Source organism: Zhenpiania hominis (assembly GCF_014333425.1).
GTDB classification, from domain to species: Bacteria; Bacillota; Clostridia; order Peptostreptococcales; family Anaerovoracaceae; genus Hominibacterium; species Hominibacterium hominis.
In genome coordinates this window covers 98,022-114,443 of record NZ_JACRYT010000006.1, presented here as the reverse complement: position 1 = coordinate 114,443, position 16,422 = coordinate 98,022, and the positions used below count along the sequence as shown (strand labels likewise).

The following is a 16,422-nucleotide window of genomic DNA, read 5'->3' as shown; positions in this document are numbered from 1 at the left end:
ATTCATTTTGATCCGGATCTATTGTACCACTTAATCTGAAAAAGTTCGCGATTCTTTCCTAAATTTCCATATACATCCAAAGACCAGGAGAACAGCGGCCGCGATCCAGGCTCCCGGTTCCGCGAAGAACAGGACCGTTTCACCCCAGATCCGTGCCCCTATCAACGCCGCGCAGACCCGTGCCAAAAATTCCATAAGACCGGACAGCATGGGAATAATCGTATTGCCCATACCCTGCAGAGTACTGCGGAATACATACAGCAGATAAAGGGCGCAAAGCAGACAGCTCATAATGAACAGATACTGATATGCGATTTCAAGGACCTTTGGCGCGTTAGAACTGGAGGTGTCGATAAAAAGGGACAAAATTGGTTTCCCGCCTAAAATCATCAATATGGTGACACCGACGGAAAATAAAACAGCAATGCCAACGCCGCTTTTCACTCCCTGGCGGATTCTCTGCTGAAGTCCTGCTCCATAATTCTGCGCCACATAGGTGGTCATGGCATAGCCCAGTGAAATAGCGGAGCTTTCCAGCAACCCATATACTTTATTGGTAGCTGTAAAGCCTGCCAGAAAAAGGAACCCCTGTCGATTAATCGCAGACTGGAGTACCATACCGCCTGCCGCGATCAGAATGCTTTGGAGCACAAGAGGCAGCGCCAGAGAAAACAAACGCTTTATCATCATCCGATCCACATGCCAGTCTTTTCTCTGCAGCTTTACCAGTTCCATCCTGCGAAGCACCGTAAAGCAGTACAGGAACGCGATGAACTGCGCGATTACAGTTGCGGCTGCCGCTCCGTTGAATATATTTTCCGGTGTCTGAAGAAGGCGGAGCATAGGTCTTGCAATCAGCAGGCAGATTCCGGTCAGAAGGACTCCGGTTCCGGCGCACAGACCAATCGACATCGCAATCGCTTTTCGCATCTTTTCCCGGCTGCCTTCTCCAAAATACTGAGCAATCAGAATTCCAAACCCCTGCGTTGTCCCCTGAATCACCCAAAGGGCCAGCCAGTAGGTCCAGTCGGTCGCTCCTACCGCGGCCAATCCTTCCACGCCAACGCCCTGGCCGACGATGATCGCGTCCACAATCATATAGAGCTGTTGTCCCAGATTTCCCAAAATCAATGGAAACGAGAATAACAGCAACAGTTTAGCGGGCTTTCCCGATGTCATGTCTTTTACTCTGCTCATTTCCGTCCTCCCCGGTTGACTTTTATTTTGTACGCACTCTATAATAATAGAAGCTGCCTGCTATTTTGTACAGGCAGAATTGTCCGTATTTATATAAGAATCGTCCCAAATCCATTTAAAATTTATAAGCAGGGAGGGATCTTTATGGGAAACAAGATTGTGCCTGTTAACCACGATCTGTTGGAACAAATCGCGGAAAGCGCCAGCATCGGACGCAGCGAATGTTTTCGCATTTTCAAAAAAATTATCGGCAAAACGCCTGTGGAATATCTTACCGAATATCGACTGGCGCAGGCTGCTTACCATCTATCCAATACTGAAAAAAGCATTTCGGAGATTTGTTTTTCCTGTGGGTTCAACAGCACCAGTTATTTCGGGAAAATCTTTAAAGAAAACTGCGGCATGTCCCCCAGTCAGTATCGACGCTCTATAAGATCCGCGCAAAAACGCTGACCGTAGAGCCAATTCCATATGACCTCCATTCCTTTTTATGGAATTTTCATTCTATCTTTAAGAATTTTTTCTTAAATTATAGACTTTTTCTTATTTATGTGATATAATTCTCATCGACATGAAAGAAATGGAGGATTTATGACAAAGCAACATTTACGTGACATTGTATTTCGTTATTTTTTATTTCTCGTCGGTATCTTTACAATTTCCCTCGGAATTGCCTTTTCTACCAGTTCCGGTCTCGGGACAACCCCGCTGGCGAGTCTGCCTTATACATTAAGTCTCGGATTCGCGCCGAGTATGGGAACGTTTATGATGCTTCTGAATATCACCTGTTTTCTGATTCAGCTGGCGCTGCTTCGAAAACGGTTTCCGAAAGCTTGGGTGCTTCAGCTTCCGGCCGCGGTTATCTTTGGTTGGATGACGGACTTTTCCAATTACCTGCTTTCCTGGTTTGAGCCCGCAAACTACGGGATGCAGCTTGCCTGCCTGGCAGCGGGGATTGTTCTGGTTGCGGCGGGACTCAGTATCGAGGTTTCGGCAAACACGATTATGCTGTCCGTAGACGGACTTGTAAAAGCCATTGTAATGGTAACAGAGAAAAACTTCGGAAAAATTAAAGTAGGCCTGGATGTTACGCTGGTTACCCTGAGCATTGTGTGCTCCTTTGTTCTGATTGGCGGGATTGAAGGCATCCGTGAAGGAACGGTGCTGGCAGCTCTCTTGGTGGGAACCCTGAGCCGCGTGTTCACGCCGCTCATTACCGGGCAGCTTCCTAAAAGGGAGAAAACGAAAGTACTTCCTACGAATTTCGCGGCGCAGGACGCCAGCGACTGAGGTTTCCGAAGCAAATAAATTTGTTTGCCTCTTTACATTTATATAAACCCTATATGGAGGACGCATTACAGCCAAAAGTGCCCAAACCGAACCAAACCAAACCATTCAAATGGATACAAAAGTTTTGGCTTTCATGCCATCGCAATTCAATTCAACTTCCAATCCGCGATTTCTCATATGAAAAACTTTTGTATCCACTTGCACGATATTATCTGGTTGTGATGCGAAAAGAGCATCCGGCGACTTTGTCATCCGGGTGCTCTTTTTTTCTTCCCTTTGTTTGAGGTCGCTCTAAAAAATTGTGGAGGTCACAATCAGAATGTCTTCCCTGCCACTTTTCAAAACCATATTGACATTCCTTCTGAAACCATGTAGACTTGAATACAAAGTTGATAGAGGTGCGGTTGATAATAGTACCCGGAGCGAGGCGGCGGCCGATGATACCGGGGAAAGGAGATACCGCCGAAGGATCTTTCCGGGCACGGAGGGTTTCTGGGATATGGCATAACATGTTATATACTCCTGCCCGTTACAGATACGGAGCAGAGGCGCTATCGGTTCAACAGAAAAAAATTCGCATTTCTCGTTGCATCGATAGGATGCAACTTTTTTCTTGGTTTTTTCAGCGTAATTTTAAGGAGGAAATAAAAATGACAGCAGTTTTCAGAGGATGCGGAGTAGCTATCGCAACTCCATTTAACGAAGACGGTTCCGTTGATTTTGACGCTTACAGAGAGCTTATCAACTGGCAGATAGAAAAAGGCATAGATGCCATCATCGCCTGCGGCACTACCGGCGAAGCGTCTACCCTGAACGATGATGAGCATGTGGCAACGATAAAATTCTGCGTTGATACGGTAGCGGGAAGGGTTCCTGTTATTGGCGGCGCCGGAAGCAACGACACGCAGCACGGTATCAATCTGGCTAAAAGAATACAGGATGCCGGCGTTGACGCACTGCTTCTCGTCACACCGTATTACAACAAGTGCTCCCAACAGGGGCTTATTCAGCATTACACTGCTACGGCCGACGCGGTATCCATTCCGTGCCTGCTGTACTCGGTACCGGGACGCACGGGAGTTAACATCGCTCCGCCGACCGTAGCTGAGCTGGCAAAACATCCAAACATCGCAGGCATCAAGGAAGCAAGCGGCGATATTACACAGGTGGCTGAAATTTGCAGGCTGGTTCCCGACGATTTCGCCATCTATTCCGGCAACGACGACATGGTGGTTCCGCTTCTTTCTCTGGGCGGCGACGGCTACATATCCGTAATCGCCAATATCATGCCTGAGGAATCGGTAGAAATGACCAAAAGCTGGTTTGCCGGTGACATCAAGAGAGCCGCAGAGCTGCAGCTTACGATGAAGCCTATCATCGACAGCATGTTCGCTGATGTCAACCCAATACCGGTCAAGGCTGCTCTGGTGAAGATGGGCATGTGTAAGCCGTACTTCAGACTTCCTCTCTGTATGCCTTCCGCAGAGGTGGACGCGCGCATAGAGCGCGACATGAAAGCTATGGGGCTTATCTAAGGAAACACCGATAAAAAGCTATAAAGATTATGAAAAAAGAGCATCCGCATCTATTGGACATTAGATCTGTCGGATGCTCTTTTTTCATTTTCTCATCCCGCGGCTTTCTCAACCGCGTGATCCGCGATCCAGGTCTTTGCTTTTTCTCGCAGCAGGTGCCATTTGATCGGCTCCGTGTCAATCTGTTCCAGCACCTGTTCTTCCTGCACACCGCACTGAGCCGCAATCTTTCTTATTTCATCCTCCAGTTCCTGCCCGGCCACCGCAAGCTGCTGTTCTTCCGCCACTTTATCCAGCAGCAGGTCACGGCAGACTTCCTTCACTGCCTCACCCTCCCGTTCTTTGCGCCAGGCCTCCTCATTCAGTCCGAGAGAACCCAGATACGCGCGAAAGACTTCCTCCGTTACAGTCTCCGCTTTCATGGAAGCTTTATCTTTTTTTCGTTTTTCGATAATCTGATCCAGGATCTTATCGTAATCCTCCGGCAGACTGTGATATCGCTCCGTCAGATGGCGGATCTGACCGCAGAAAAATTCCCGGCTTACTTCCTGATTGTCTCCGGAAACCGTCTGCAGCATCAGATCCATCGCTTCCTCTCGCACCTGTCTGACAGGTCTTTCCGCTCCCGCCTCCCGGTAAGCGGTTTTCAGAATCACAATCGTATCTGCCAGCACATGGTAAATCGCGTCCCCGCTTGCTCTGAGCTTTTCCTGCGCCAGCATGGCATCCAGCTTCTGCTCTACCATATGCTTCGGTATCTCCCCTTCTATCTGAGAGCTGGCAATTCCAACCGCTGCCGCGACGAAAGCTTCTTCATCCGCCTGGCGCCGCAGCGGAACTTTTACGCCCCGATATTCACCGGTCCGAATCTGGGGATAAAGCTCCGCCCTCACACGGAACCGGGCGCCGCCTTCGGGAGTAAAGGTCAGATGCTCCATCCGCGGCTTTCCCATAATTCGAATCTTTTTTTCTTTCAGCAAATTTCCAAACAGTTCCGGCACAGCCAGCTCCAGCGCTTCATCGTAGAGAACCGCCGGGCCGTAGACGTTTTCCAGATCCGTAAGGGAGGCAAGCCCGCCCGCGCAGCCGGGTACCGGATATCGATCCGTATGTTCCAGATACGCCCTGCGGCGCGCTTCTCTGAATTCCTCCGCTTCCGCGCACAACATTACCTGCAGGATACCATCCTTTTTTTCATAGCTTTCTACTTTCATAAGAACCTCCTTGTTACCGAATCACACGAACAGCGCTTTCTGTCTTCTGCCGGATATAGAAGTCGTGCCCCTCTTCCAGCTGCTTTATCTCCGGCAAACCGCACACATTTCCATGGGTCAGACGCCGGTAAAGGTGAAAAAGCAGCCGCAGCCGTTCTTTATCCTCCGGATACATATGGAAAAACGCCAGATAGCTGTAAGTACCCAGACGTTCCACCCTCTTTTCCATTTCCGAAAGCTGTACCAGCTCTTCCAGGCTGATATCATAAGGATCCCTTTCAACCAGACTTTCCAGCTGCGCGTCCTCAGTGGGTTCTCCATGAAAAAAGGCGGGAGCCTCTTTTTCTCTGTCCCAGTATTCCTTACCCATAACTGCCTGCAGCCGCCCATGCTCCGCCCGGATAAAAGCCTGTCGCTCCTCTTCAATCAAAGGCAGGCATGTGCGGAGCTGGCTGCTCAATTCCCGCATGAGCTCTTCCCGTTTTTTGTCTTCCATTTTTGCTCCCTCCTGGAATTTGCTTTTTCTTTTAATCGCGCTGCGGAAGAGGCGGCATTGCCGCGAATTTTTCAGGCAGATCTTCCGCTCCAAAGCAGGTTTTTCCTGTCTTTTCGTGTTCTTTCAGCGCGCGCCACAACTTTTCCGGCGTAATTGGAAGTTCCCGAAGGGTAAGCCCGGTCGCGTAATTGATGGCGTTTCCGATAGCGGAACCCACCGGAGCGGTACTTCCTTCCCCTGCTTCCTTGGCTCCCATCGGGCCCTCTGGATCTGCTTCGCTACAGATAATGGTTTTAATATGCGGCATATCCAACGCAGTCGGGAAGCGGTAATCGCGGAAGCTCGGGTTCATGTGTTTGCCTTCTTTATTGTAGACACATTCTTCGTAGCAGGTAAATCCATAGCCGAGAAGGACGGATCCTTCAATCTGCCCTTCTACCGCCCTCAGATTCAAAGGACGCCCGCAGTCGTGACCAAATACAAAATCCTGCAGTTCTACGGCGCCGGTTTCCATATCCACTTTTACCTTGGCAGCCGAAGCGGAGAAGGAGTAAGCGGTCGCGTAGTTTCCCACGTTCTTTACATAGATATCTTTGTCTCCTTCATGTGCAAAGGAACCGACACCCGCTACGCAGCGTCCGAAGTTCTTTTCTTCATAGCCAAAGCACGCTTCGTTGTAAGAAATGTTCTTCTCCGCGTCGCCTTTGATGAAAACTCTGTGATCTTTCATAGTGATGTCCGAAGGCTTGCAGCCCCATTCCTCCGCCCAGTGGGAGAGCAGTTTCAGCTTGGCGTCTCCCACCGCTCTGCGGCAGGCGTTTCCGCCCAGGAAAGTAACACGGGAACCGAAGGATCCGGCATCCCACGGAGTCGTCGTCGTATCGGACTGAACCAGTTTTACCTCGTCCATCCGCAGCCCCAGTTCTTCCGCCACAATCATGGTCATCACGGTATCGCATCCCTGGCCGATGTCATTGGCGCCGCTGAATACGACCGCGTAGCCCTCTCGGTTGAGCCGTACGATGGTAGAGGACGAGCAGTAATGAGGTGTTACCAGTACCGGAAATCCAGTGCCGGACATGAAGCCGGAACCGGAAAGTCCGATGGCTTCTCCGCTTCCGATCGGGTATTTGTCGCGATGTTCCCAGTCAATGGCTTCCGCGCATTTTACCAGGGCTTCGTCGAACTGGCAGGATGTAAATTCCAGTCCTGTCGGTCCCGTGTAGTAAGGAGTGATTCCGTTCTGCCGCCGCAGCTGCAGCGGGTCAATGTGCAGATCATTTGCCACTTCGTCCATGTGGATTTCATGAGCAAAATGTACCTGACAGGCGGAATATCCCCGCATGGCCCCTGACGCCGGATGATTGGTATACGGACGCCTTGCGGTCATGTCGATATTTTCCACTTTGTAGGGGAAGGTGGCACAGATCAGAGACAGGGTGTTGGCCGCGATTCCCGAACCGCCGTACGCGCCTCCGTCCAGGATATGCTGACACCTCTTTGCCAGCAGTTTGCCTTCCTTTGTGAAAGCGCTTTCGATTTCAAAGGAAATCGGATGTCTGGTCCTGGTGCACAGGAAGACTTCATCCCGCTTGAGGATGCATTTTACCGGATGGCCCGTCATCTGCGCGAATTTGCATGGACAGAGTTCATGGGCGAATACATCCAGTTTTCCGCCAAAACCGCCGCCGACCATCGGTTTGATGACCCGCACCTGACTTTCCGGCACGCCCAGGCCCCAGGCGATCCAGTACCGGCTGACATAGGCGCCCTGGGTCGTTGTCCAGACGGTCCATTCGCCGTTTTCATATTTCGCCACCGCTCCATGGGGTTCAATCGCCGCGTGAACCATTTCCTGGGTCTGATAGTAATGCCGATCCGTATAATCGGCTTCCGCGAAGGCTTTTTCCGTATCTCCGGCTTTCATCACGGTAAAGATGGACAGGTTGCTGCTGTCCGGATAGTGAATGGCCGGCGAGTCCGGCGCCATGGATTCAAAGGGATCCAGTACTGGCGGCAGCGGCTCGTACTCGACCTTTACAAGAGCGGCGGCTTCCGTAGCAATTTCCTCACTGATGGCGCAGACTGCCGCTACTTCGTCTCCTACCATGCGCACTTTCTTGCGGCACAGAGGCTCTTTATCCGCCAGTTCTTTGAAGGCTTCCGGATTTCCCAGATTATGTCCTTCCGGAAAGTCCTGGCCGGTCAGCACGCCTTTGACGCCCGGTACCTTCAGGGCTTCTGAAAAATCAATGCTCACGATATTCGCGTGGGCGTAAGGACTGTGCACCAGTTTGCAGTAATACATTCAATGGAAGATCGACTCATTGTCTTTTACAACTTTACAGATTTAAATTCCAATATGGATAGGATTCAATATGATCAACTCGCCAATGAATGTACTCTCCACTTCCATTTAAATTCCAATATGGATAGGATTCAATATTTGCAAAGTTCCGCATAGGTACTGTCCTTGTGGCATTTAAATTCCAATATGGATAGGATTCAATATTACAGCCGCCGAAAATGCCGGAATTTTATCGGGATTTAAATTCCAATATGGATAGGATTCAATATGATATAATTTAAATAAGTTAAAGATAGAATCTGAAATTTAAATTCCAATATGGATAGGATTCAATCTACCCATTTTTCTTACTCCTTCCTATTCGCTTAGTATTTAAATTCCAATATGGATAGGATTCAATATGGACAGACGGCGCTCATCACGTTTTCCTGTCAAGATTTAAATTCCAATATGGATAGGATTCAATCAACACGAATGGAAGGGATTGAACATCTGCTATAGAAATTTAAATTCCAATATGGATAGGATTCAATCCGCCGTTCTACAGCAGTCTAATTCCCACGCTTCGGGGGTCAGCTTCTGTCTACCCTACACATATATCATAAAAAATCTTTCTTTGTTTTGTTTCCAGGCTGTAAAAATCCCGATATAACCTAGAATTTCCGTCTTTGTCGATCTCCCGGTAAGTTTACATGATCAAGGGTCGACAAACACATATAAGAATTATTTCTTTAATGCTTATATCAGCCATGCCGGAACGTACCAGTTCTTTTTATCGATCGGAATCAAATCTGTTGCCATACAGATAACAGCGCCTGTCCCAATTTTAGTCTTCAGTTGTTCGGCTCCAGCAAAAGGTTCGTCTTCATCTGCGTTCTTCTCAATTGGCGCCAGTACAGAAAAATTTTTTACTGCATCCTTAGGGGATGCGCTTTTTTTGATTTCAATCGGAGTCACAGTTCCATCCTGGTAAATAATCAGATCGATCTCCTTTTTATTACTGTCACGATAGTAATAGAGCGGCGGTCGCTTTCCTGCGTTCAGATAGCTCTTATAAATCTCTGATACCACCCAAGTTTCAAAAAAAGACCCTCCCATCGCTCCATATTCCAGAGTTTCCCCGCTACCCCATCTGGTAAGATGGGCGCACAGTCCTGTATCTAAAAAATACATTCTCGGTGCCTTAATCACACGTTTGAGCGCATTATTGGAATACGGCTGAATCAAGGCTATGATTCCTGATGAGTTCAAAACAGAAAGCCATTGTTTGGCCGTAGGTGCAGATACTCCAATCTCACTGGCTAATGCATTATAATTTACATTTGTAGCTGTTCTTGCCGCAACCGCTGACATGAAATTCAAAAAAGCAGTTTCATCTGCGATCTGAGTTAAATCTTTGATATCTCTGCTGATATAGGTTTCCAAATACGATTCATAATACTGATCCCGATCTACATTTTCATTTTCATACAGTCTCGGCATAGAACCTTTAAAAATCCTGGAAAAAATTTGCGGTAACGTCATAGACTCCAATTCCTTCGTCCGCTTCATCAGGAGAGGAATATCTATCTGGAACGGCGGATAGTGCCTGCCCCGGATCTCATCATTACTAAGCCCCTGCATGCGGATAATACCTGCCCGCCCTGCCAAGGATTCTGTTACAGATTTCATCATATGAAAGGTCTGGGAGCCAGTCAGCCAAAAATCTCCGCAATGTTTTTCTCGATCTACATAGATCTTGATATAATCAAACAGCTCTGGTGCATACTGGATTTCATCAATCAAAACCGGTGGTGCGTAACGTTGAATAAACAACTCTGGCTCGCTTTTAGCAAAAGAACGTATCGTTGGATTGTCTAAAGACACCACTTTCCGATCTGGTTCCGCCAATTTCGTAAGAAGTGTTGTTTTCCCCACTTGCCTCGGACCTGTAACAATTACAACAGGAAAGGTCTCGGTAGTCTGTTTTATGACTGTTCCTAAAGTTCTTTCATAATACATCCCATATCTCCTAAAAATAAGGTTCCCTCTTATTGATAATATATGTAAAAATAAAACCTAACTTTATTTTTGCATATGTCGCTTCCAATGTCAACTCCCGAATAAAAATCCGACTGCCTTTTCACATAGAATGATTAATATTCTATAATAAACATTCTAGCTAATTTAGATTTGGTTAATAACGTCCTGTTTGACAACTGAAACGTTCACTATGGATAAGTGCACACAAAATTTGTATACATGCAACCGTACAGATTATTTCATGCGGCTGTTCCGACATCCATATACGGTCTTTCAATAGCTTCCAATCTGCTAAGATTCAAATCATCAATTTTTAAAGCATACTTTTCGTAGTCATACTCTTTTAAATTCCACTTCTGCTAAGATTCAAATCAACTACCATTGAGGCCGGAGAGAGCTATGAAAAAACTTTAAATTCCACTTCTGCTAAGATTCAAATTTTTTTCCGTTTTCTTCCTTGATATAAAATCCATAACTTTAAATTCCACTTCTGCTAAGATTCAAATTAAGAGGAAAAAGTTCACAGAATCAAGGCGTTCCAACTTTAAATTCCACTTCTGCTAAGATTCAAATGAAGGTAAGATGGAAGAAATCTTCAGAGTAACCATGCTTTAAATTCCACTTCTGCTAAGATTCAAATCCGCTCTGACAAGTATTCGATATATGCCTGTATGGTCTTTAAATTCCACTTCTGCTAAGATTCAAATCCGCCGTTCTTCAACAGCCTAATTCCCATGCTTCAGAGTTCAGTTTCTGTCTACCCCGAACATATATCAAAAAAATCTTTCTTTGTTCTGTTTCCAGGCTGTAAAAAACCCGATAAAGCCTAAAACTTCAGTCTTTGTCGATCTCCCGGTAAATTTACATAATCAAAGGTCGACAAAGCAATTCTAACAGATTTCCATTGTTCTCAGATACAGATACTCAGATACGACTACGATAACTCCGCCTTTGCTTTTCACCCTATAACATTCTGAAATAACGACGCATCGCTCCTGATTCATATCCGCTTTAGAACCCTTTCGTCTCTGAATTTCCTTATCATAAAAAACGCGACGTCCGATCCTCTTCTTTTCCCCAAAATTCTTTTTGCAGCCATTTCTGATCTCTGCTGGAAAAAACGATCAGAGAATCTTTATCCTTACGGATCCATTTCTGTAATTCCATGCGCAGGGCCATCATCTGCGAAGGTGTCATATCACCCTCAAATACCGAATTCTGAATATGTGACAGATATTTTTTGCAGCATTTAAAAACTTTCGGAAGAATTTTCTTTCCCTCATCATCTACAACAATATCATAGACCAAAATTACATACATGTCCTCTCTCCGTTTTCCGCGATTGAAAGGCTTCTCCTTCCACATCACAGGTTCTTTGTGCCCGCAGACTCTCTTCTTCCTGATATCGCCATAATTCTACCACCAGATTTCAAAACCTTCATACGCCTTTTCTCCCAGTAAATGTTTGATTAGCTTATATGCTTCCAGCCGAATCAGATACTGATAGGACACCGATTTTCCCAGTTCTTTATGTGTGATGGTTTTCTTCAATCTGCTGTCCAGTTCCGCCAGAATCATCTGAGAAGCTTCTTTTTTCAGCTTCAGACCTTCCAAGTCACGCAGAAAACTGTCTTTTGTAATCTGCCTGCGGTTTAAAAGAGAAAAAATCAAGCGATCTCCAATCAGAGGTTTGAAAACCTCCGCCAAATCCAGGCAGAGAGAAAACCGTCTTGTTCCCGGCTCATGCAGATAGCTGATTGTCGGGTTCAGCTGTGTATGATAGATTTCCGTCAAAACCTTCGTATAGATCAGAGAATTCACAAAGGAAATCAGGCTGTTTATTTGATTGTCCGGCGGATGCTTCACCCTCTTTTCAAACTCAAAATCCGAATCGAGAATTACATTCCAGCTCTGATAATAAATTTTACGGATATTCCCTTCGATTCCCATTAAGTCCTGGATTCCACGCTGCGAGTCAATCTTTTTCCGATAGTGCTCAATCTGTTTCATGGGAAGTTCCAAGTCTTTTCCCCGTCCATTATAGTAACGCAAATTACGGTAAATATTTCCCGAAGCAGCTTTAATGATCCGTTTTGCCAAGTCCAGCCTCTTTTCAAAATCCGAATAAGCCTCGGCCTGTTTCACCAGAAGATTACCCGCTAAAAGCTGTTCCCGCGGATAAAAGCTTCCCGTATAAAACTGGTAATAATTAAAAAAATGGATCACAATTCCGTTCTGCGCGGCAAAATTAAGCAGCTTTGTATTTAGATCCATTTCAGACATAATGTACAGATCCTCAATCTGCTCCACCGGAAGATCCCTCTTTTCCCCATCATAGTTTACAAACTGGAGAGTATGATCTTTCCTTGCCAGCCGCCCGCTGGAGTAGATATAGTAACTCTTGTATCTTTTTCAATTCCCTCTCACTTAGAATCCCTCTATTTTGAACGACTGTATCTCCATTGCTTTTTACAAACAATTTTGCAGAACCGCCTTCTGTTAACTTTCTGTCACTAGCATGAGCATACATACACTCAACAATGCAATGAGCCGTAAAATACAAATAGTAGCCACATACCTTAAATTCGTAATATTTCGGCATATCAGCCCTCCATAAATTTTCTGTTTCTTTTAAAATAATCCAGGACAATATTGATCTCAATATCATCCATACTTGTTTCCATCACAATTCCATCTATTGTAAATACCGTTGCTTTTTCAGGGTTATTTAAATTCAATGCATAGATAGCATCTTGTTTTTTCGTAAAAGCATATCCATTTACAATCAGATCTGCCTCATCCGCAATTTTCTTAATATCGTTCATTTTGTATCCTCACATCCTTAATCGGCTTTAAAAATTTTTCTGCATCAAAATATAAGTTTTCCAGTATTGGCTTTAAATCAATATACTCCTCTTCTTCTTTATCACAATTATCATATTTCGCCATTACAACTAAATAGCCTTCATCCCATTCCAGAATTCTTGTATACCTTTCCAAGTGTAACGATGTACGAAAACGAATCATATATTTACCATAAGAAAAGGTAGTAAATGCACCATTGTTACTTAATACCGCTGTAGTCTCCATATTTTTCCTCCCATATAAAATCCACAATGAAGCAGTCCTCTTCTCCATCATCTAATGTCATAAAAGGATACCTCATGCACTCCCCCCTTTCCAATCAACTGGTATTTTCTAACGTTAACGGTAGCAATGGTATCGTTATTCTTTCGATTTAAATCTCAACCTACCATGATCATATAGTTAATAAAAACCCTTTCCCCGTTCCATTCCCAAATCATAGAAAACGCATATTTATTGGAGTTTTCAATCCTTGTCGACCTCGCTGCATTTTTACATTATCATAGGTCGACAAACAAAATTAGAACATATAAATGGAGAACGTCTGGGTAAATCCCGATCAACATTTTCATTTTCATAGAGCCTTGGCATGGACCCTTTGAAAATTCCGGAAAAAATTTGAGTTAATGTCATAGGCTCCAGCTCATTCATCCGTTTCATCAGAGATGAAAGATCAACCTGAAAGGGTGGATAGTGTTTATTCCGTATCTCATCGTTACTAAGACCCTGCATACGTATAATCCCAGCTCGCCCCACCAGGGACTCTGTCACATGCTTCATCATATGAAAAGTCTGGGAACCGGCGGAGCATAACGCTGAAGGAACAATTCCGGTTCGCTTTTCGCAAACAGCCGTATCGTTGGATTATCTAAAGATACCACTTTCCTATCCACTTCCGCCAGCTTTGTAAGAAGCATTGTCTTTCCAACTTGTCTTGGCCCTGTAATGACTGCAACCGGAAACGTTTCTGAAATCTGCTTTATAACTGTTTCCATTTCAAGCAGCCGTTCTCATATGAACACTGAATTCACCGGTTCTTCTTTTCCTTTTACAGGTTCTGTCATCAGCCCTTTCTCTGAATTATAGGAGCATCGAATAATCGGAATTTCCTCCCGTTTTCCCAGTTTCAAACTTTTTTCAGCCTTCTCACAGTCTTCGTAACGATATTTAGGCATCGAGACGGTATACTGATAAATCCCCTCCCTCGCTTTTATCCGCTCTGCCAGAGACGCGGCTCCATCATCCAGAATCCGCTCCAAATTCTCAATCTGCTCCCGGTTTTCTTCATACACCGATTCCGGAATAACTGTAACGGATGGAATATTCCGGAGTTTGGATTCCTTTTCCGTCTTTTCGTTAACATACAGATCCTCGATATACTCGTAAATTGCGACATATTTGTCTCTATATTTGCTGTTTTCCAGCTTTTCTGCGGAAAGAGCCTCTTCAATCATGGCGTTTTTCGCCTGTTCGGTTAAAATCCCGTCCACATGGAGAATCGCGTCTCTTGAACATCGGTAGATTGTTTCATCCACATACTTCATAGCCTTCCCCTGCTTTTCCAGATAAACAAAGCAGTTATAATTATCTATTGGCTTTTGCCCCTTCCGATTGCATCGTCCAAATCGCTGAAACAGAGAGAACAAATCGTTTAATTCTGTAAAGAGGTAGTCAAAGTCAATGTCCAGGCTGGCTTCTACCACAGAGGTGGCGACCCATATTTTGAGAGGGCCGTCTGCCTGTGCCGCTTTTCCGTCAGACAAAATCTTCCCTTCCTTTTCCGCCCGATCCATACGGGTGAAACCGCTGTGAAGGAGAGAAACTTCCGCGCCGGGGAAATCAAAGGGGATATCACCTAGCTCCTCGTAAATCCGCTGGGCGATTTCAATCGAGTTACAGACCACCAAGATGCGATTTCCAGGGAACTCTCCGTCTATAATCCGCCCGGCAAATTCCCGGACTTCTTCCGCGTTAAGGCATCGCTCGAAGACTTTTACATGATGCCGGTCTGCCCCTTGTTCCGAAAAGTCCGCTTCCACGAAGTCTCCGCCCAAAGCCTCCTGTAATTTTTGTCTGGCAAAGGGCGGCATGGTAGCCGTAAGTACCGCCACTTTCCCTCCCATTTCATGAATCCAGGCAATCCCATAGATCAAGTAAGCCAGCAGCTCCGGATCGTACATCTGGATTTCATCGATGATAATCTTTGAGTAAGAAAGTGTCGCCAGCTTGTACTCATATCCCGGATACTTATAAACGAAATTAAACAGCTGATCCAGCGTACAGATTGTTAAGGGCAGCGCCATCTGCCGGCTCCTCGTGTAATAATCCAGCAGCTTCCCTTCTTCACCCGGATCGTTCTGACTCTTCCCTGTTCCGTCTTTTATGTAGATGCTCATGGTATCCGAGTGGAGCAGAGCCAAGGATTCTTCCTTCTTCCCGCGGATGATCTCCGTTTCAATTCGCTTATACATAGCATTGATCGCCGTACGAAGGGGAAGGACGAAAAATCCCTTGTGATTGCCCAGCCAGAGCAGGGCGGCTTCCGTCTTTCCCATTCCCGTTGGAGCTGTTATTAGTATATTCTCATCTCTGTGCTGCCTGCAGAAAACCTGCAGATCATTCCATTCGGCGCGCGGATTTTTTTCACGCCATCTTTGCAGCAGGTGTTCCATGTCCTCTTCCAGAAAATCATGGGGAAATTCGCAGGGGATCCCGGCGCTGGCGCTGTAGTCGCATCGGTGGAGAAGGCCCTTGACCAGGATTGCGTCCGGGTTGCGTTTTTCCAGTACTTCATGACAGTAATTTGATTTATAATCGATCTTTACATACTCGCTGAAAGGTTCCAGTAATTTATCAATCAACTCCCCCTGATTTTTCATCACTTGTCCCACACTATCCCCATAAGAGTGATGATAGAGTACCGCGGCGGCAACGATCATATAATCTTCTTCACTGTCAAACTCCATTTCATCAATAAAGAAATAGGACAGAATATTATGGGCAACCTCCTTATCCTTTCGAAATAGATATTTTTTTTCGATTCTCTCTACAAATTCTCGGTTTACTTTTCCATAATCATGGTATTCACAGGCAATAATCAGCAAGCGCCCAACTCTTTGTGATGTAATACATCCCAACTTTATTAAGCGGTAGGCCTCGGCCTTCACTTTATCCGTATGTTCACGAATAGACTGGCTTTCTTTTGCCTTGCAACCTACTAGCAATGTTTCTGGAAGCATGTGTTCTCCTTACTTGAAAGTTTGATCCTTCTCATAGTGAAAGCATAACCATTCACAATCAGATCTGCTTCATCTGCAATTTTCAACATATCGTTCATTTTGTATCCTCACATTCTTAATTGGCTTTAAAAATTCTTCTGAGCCAAAATATAGATTTTTCAGGTTTCGAAAACGAATAATATATTTACCGCAAGAAAAGGAAGTACATGCACCATGATTGCTTAAAATCGCTGTAGTTTCCATACCTGTTTCCTCC

At 45.5% G+C, this 16,422-nt stretch carries 17 protein-coding genes, 2 CRISPR repeat arrays and 1 riboswitch; of the genes, 3 read left to right on the top strand and 14 right to left on the bottom strand.

The features are described from left to right. Positions 1 to 30 precede the first annotated feature (30 nt). Positions 31 to 1,197 carry an MATE family efflux transporter gene (locus H9L42_RS07855; RefSeq protein ID WP_243235707.1) on the bottom strand — a complete coding sequence of 389 codons (1,167 nt, stop codon included), beginning with the start codon at positions 1,195 to 1,197 and terminating at the stop codon, positions 31 to 33. Positions 1,198 to 1,341: 144 nt separating this feature from the next. Here H9L42_RS07855 and H9L42_RS07850 point away from each other — a divergent pair, with 144 nt between their 5' ends. From H9L42_RS07850 to dapA, 3 genes are all read left to right on the top strand, one after another. Continuing rightward, positions 1,342 to 1,650, top strand: coding sequence for a helix-turn-helix domain-containing protein (locus H9L42_RS07850; protein WP_187302843.1), 309 nt, complete (start codon positions 1,342 to 1,344; stop codon positions 1,648 to 1,650). 138 nt (positions 1,651 to 1,788) lie between these two features. Next, the gene (locus tag H9L42_RS07845; protein WP_187302842.1) at positions 1,789 to 2,487 is read left to right on the top strand and encodes a YczE/YyaS/YitT family protein; all 699 of its coding nucleotides are present in this window, start codon (positions 1,789 to 1,791) and stop codon (positions 2,485 to 2,487) included. Positions 2,488 to 2,872: 385 nt separating this feature from the next. Further along, positions 2,873 to 3,049: riboswitch (Lysine riboswitch) on the top strand. 88 nt (positions 3,050 to 3,137) lie between these two features. Further along, on the top strand, positions 3,138 to 4,022 hold the full coding sequence (gene dapA / locus H9L42_RS07840) for a 4-hydroxy-tetrahydrodipicolinate synthase (RefSeq protein WP_187302841.1): 885 nt from the start codon (positions 3,138 to 3,140) through the stop codon (positions 4,020 to 4,022). Between the two features lie 92 nt (positions 4,023 to 4,114). On the opposite strand, the gene H9L42_RS07835 is transcribed toward dapA, so the two are convergent. The 13 genes from H9L42_RS07835 to H9L42_RS07780 all read right to left on the bottom strand — a co-directional run bounded on the left by H9L42_RS07835 (position 4,115) and on the right by H9L42_RS07780 (position 16,409). Then, positions 4,115 to 5,236 carry a trigger factor gene (locus tag H9L42_RS07835; RefSeq protein WP_187302840.1) on the bottom strand — a complete coding sequence of 374 codons (1,122 nt, stop codon included), beginning with the start codon at positions 5,234 to 5,236 and terminating at the stop codon, positions 4,115 to 4,117. A gap of 13 nt (positions 5,237 to 5,249) precedes the next feature. Next, positions 5,250 to 5,732 (bottom strand): hypothetical protein, encoded by a 483-nt coding sequence (locus H9L42_RS07830; protein ID WP_187302839.1) that lies wholly within the window; start codon positions 5,730 to 5,732, stop codon positions 5,250 to 5,252. 31 nt (positions 5,733 to 5,763) lie between these two features. Then, positions 5,764 to 8,040 carry a xanthine dehydrogenase family protein molybdopterin-binding subunit gene (locus tag H9L42_RS07825; RefSeq protein WP_207734944.1) on the bottom strand — a complete coding sequence of 759 codons (2,277 nt, stop codon included), beginning with the start codon at positions 8,038 to 8,040 and terminating at the stop codon, positions 5,764 to 5,766. 40 nt (positions 8,041 to 8,080) lie between these two features. Continuing rightward, a CRISPR array of direct repeats spans positions 8,081 to 8,573; the repeat unit is 30 nt; unit sequence ATTTAAATTCCAATATGGATAGGATTCAAT. Between the two features lie 205 nt (positions 8,574 to 8,778). Then, on the bottom strand, positions 8,779 to 10,041 hold the full coding sequence (locus H9L42_RS07820; RefSeq protein ID WP_187302838.1) for an ATP-binding protein: 1,263 nt from the start codon (positions 10,039 to 10,041) through the stop codon (positions 8,779 to 8,781). A 363-nt stretch (positions 10,042 to 10,404) separates the two neighbouring features. Continuing rightward, positions 10,405 to 10,769: a CRISPR direct-repeat array (repeat unit 30 nt; unit sequence TTTAAATTCCACTTCTGCTAAGATTCAAAT). A gap of 334 nt (positions 10,770 to 11,103) precedes the next feature. After that, a complete protein-coding gene (cas2, locus tag H9L42_RS07815; protein WP_187302837.1) occupies positions 11,104 to 11,382 on the bottom strand; it encodes a CRISPR-associated endonuclease Cas2 in 279 nt (92 codons plus the stop codon). A 96-nt stretch (positions 11,383 to 11,478) separates the two neighbouring features. Further along, complete coding sequence (cas1b, locus tag H9L42_RS07810) at positions 11,479 to 12,435, bottom strand: type I-B CRISPR-associated endonuclease Cas1b (RefSeq protein ID WP_207734950.1); 957 nt, start codon at positions 12,433 to 12,435, stop codon at positions 11,479 to 11,481. Continuing rightward, positions 12,395 to 12,664 carry a hypothetical protein gene (locus H9L42_RS07805; RefSeq protein ID WP_187302836.1) on the bottom strand — a complete coding sequence of 90 codons (270 nt, stop codon included), beginning with the start codon at positions 12,662 to 12,664 and terminating at the stop codon, positions 12,395 to 12,397. The genes cas1b and H9L42_RS07805 overlap by 41 nt, the downstream gene beginning before the upstream one ends. Before the next feature lies 1 nt (position 12,665). Beyond that, a complete protein-coding gene (locus tag H9L42_RS07800) occupies positions 12,666 to 12,887 on the bottom strand; it encodes a DUF7723 family protein (protein WP_187302835.1) in 222 nt (73 codons plus the stop codon). Further along, a complete protein-coding gene (locus tag H9L42_RS07795) occupies positions 12,874 to 13,152 on the bottom strand; it encodes a DUF7724 family protein (protein WP_187302834.1) in 279 nt (92 codons plus the stop codon). Before H9L42_RS07795 ends, H9L42_RS07800 begins: the two co-directional genes overlap by 14 nt. Positions 13,153 to 13,706: 554 nt before the next feature. Next, positions 13,707 to 13,922 (bottom strand): AAA family ATPase, encoded by a 216-nt coding sequence (locus tag H9L42_RS07790; protein ID WP_187302833.1) that lies wholly within the window; start codon positions 13,920 to 13,922, stop codon positions 13,707 to 13,709. Between the two features lie 15 nt (positions 13,923 to 13,937). Then, on the bottom strand, positions 13,938 to 16,166 hold the full coding sequence (gene cas3 / locus H9L42_RS07785; protein WP_187302832.1) for a CRISPR-associated helicase Cas3': 2,229 nt from the start codon (positions 16,164 to 16,166) through the stop codon (positions 13,938 to 13,940). Next, positions 16,145 to 16,255 carry a DUF7723 family protein gene (locus H9L42_RS17445; protein ID WP_465270654.1) on the bottom strand — a complete coding sequence of 37 codons (111 nt, stop codon included), beginning with the start codon at positions 16,253 to 16,255 and terminating at the stop codon, positions 16,145 to 16,147. Before H9L42_RS17445 ends, cas3 begins: the two co-directional genes overlap by 22 nt. Beyond that, positions 16,236 to 16,409 (bottom strand): hypothetical protein, encoded by a 174-nt coding sequence (locus H9L42_RS07780; protein WP_187302831.1) that lies wholly within the window; start codon positions 16,407 to 16,409, stop codon positions 16,236 to 16,238. Before H9L42_RS07780 ends, H9L42_RS17445 begins: the two co-directional genes overlap by 20 nt. Positions 16,410 to 16,422 lie beyond the last annotated feature (13 nt).

Bases quoted from the DNA above. Each gene is read 5' to 3' on its own strand.
- H9L42_RS07855 (WP_243235707.1), bottom strand. From the start codon at position 1,197: ATGAGCAGAGTAAAAGACATGACATCGGGAAAGCCCGCTAAACTGTTG.
- H9L42_RS07850 (WP_187302843.1), top strand. From the start codon at position 1,342: ATGGGAAACAAGATTGTGCCTGTTAACCACGATCTGTTGGAACAAATC.
- H9L42_RS07845 (WP_187302842.1), top strand. From the start codon at position 1,789: ATGACAAAGCAACATTTACGTGACATTGTATTTCGTTATTTTTTATTT.
- dapA (WP_187302841.1), top strand. From the start codon at position 3,138: ATGACAGCAGTTTTCAGAGGATGCGGAGTAGCTATCGCAACTCCATTT.
- H9L42_RS07835 (WP_187302840.1), bottom strand. From the start codon at position 5,236: ATGAAAGTAGAAAGCTATGAAAAAAAGGATGGTATCCTGCAGGTAATG.
- H9L42_RS07830 (WP_187302839.1), bottom strand. From the start codon at position 5,732: ATGGAAGACAAAAAACGGGAAGAGCTCATGCGGGAATTGAGCAGCCAG.
- H9L42_RS07825 (WP_207734944.1), bottom strand. From the start codon at position 8,040: ATGTATTACTGCAAACTGGTGCACAGTCCTTACGCCCACGCGAATATC.
- H9L42_RS07820 (WP_187302838.1), bottom strand. From the start codon at position 10,041: ATGTATTATGAAAGAACTTTAGGAACAGTCATAAAACAGACTACCGAG.
- cas2 (WP_187302837.1), bottom strand. From the start codon at position 11,382: ATGTATGTAATTTTGGTCTATGATATTGTTGTAGATGATGAGGGAAAG.
- H9L42_RS07805 (WP_187302836.1), bottom strand. From the start codon at position 12,664: ATGCCGAAATATTACGAATTTAAGGTATGTGGCTACTATTTGTATTTT.
- H9L42_RS07800 (WP_187302835.1), bottom strand. From the start codon at position 12,887: ATGAACGATATTAAGAAAATTGCGGATGAGGCAGATCTGATTGTAAAT.
- H9L42_RS07795 (WP_187302834.1), bottom strand. From the start codon at position 13,152: ATGGAGACTACAGCGGTATTAAGTAACAATGGTGCATTTACTACCTTT.
- H9L42_RS07790 (WP_187302833.1), bottom strand. From the start codon at position 13,922: ATGGAAACAGTTATAAAGCAGATTTCAGAAACGTTTCCGGTTGCAGTC.
- cas3 (WP_187302832.1), bottom strand. From the start codon at position 16,166: ATGCTTCCAGAAACATTGCTAGTAGGTTGCAAGGCAAAAGAAAGCCAG.
- H9L42_RS17445 (WP_465270654.1), bottom strand. From the start codon at position 16,255: ATGTTGAAAATTGCAGATGAAGCAGATCTGATTGTGAATGGTTATGCT.
- H9L42_RS07780 (WP_187302831.1), bottom strand. From the start codon at position 16,409: ATGGAAACTACAGCGATTTTAAGCAATCATGGTGCATGTACTTCCTTT.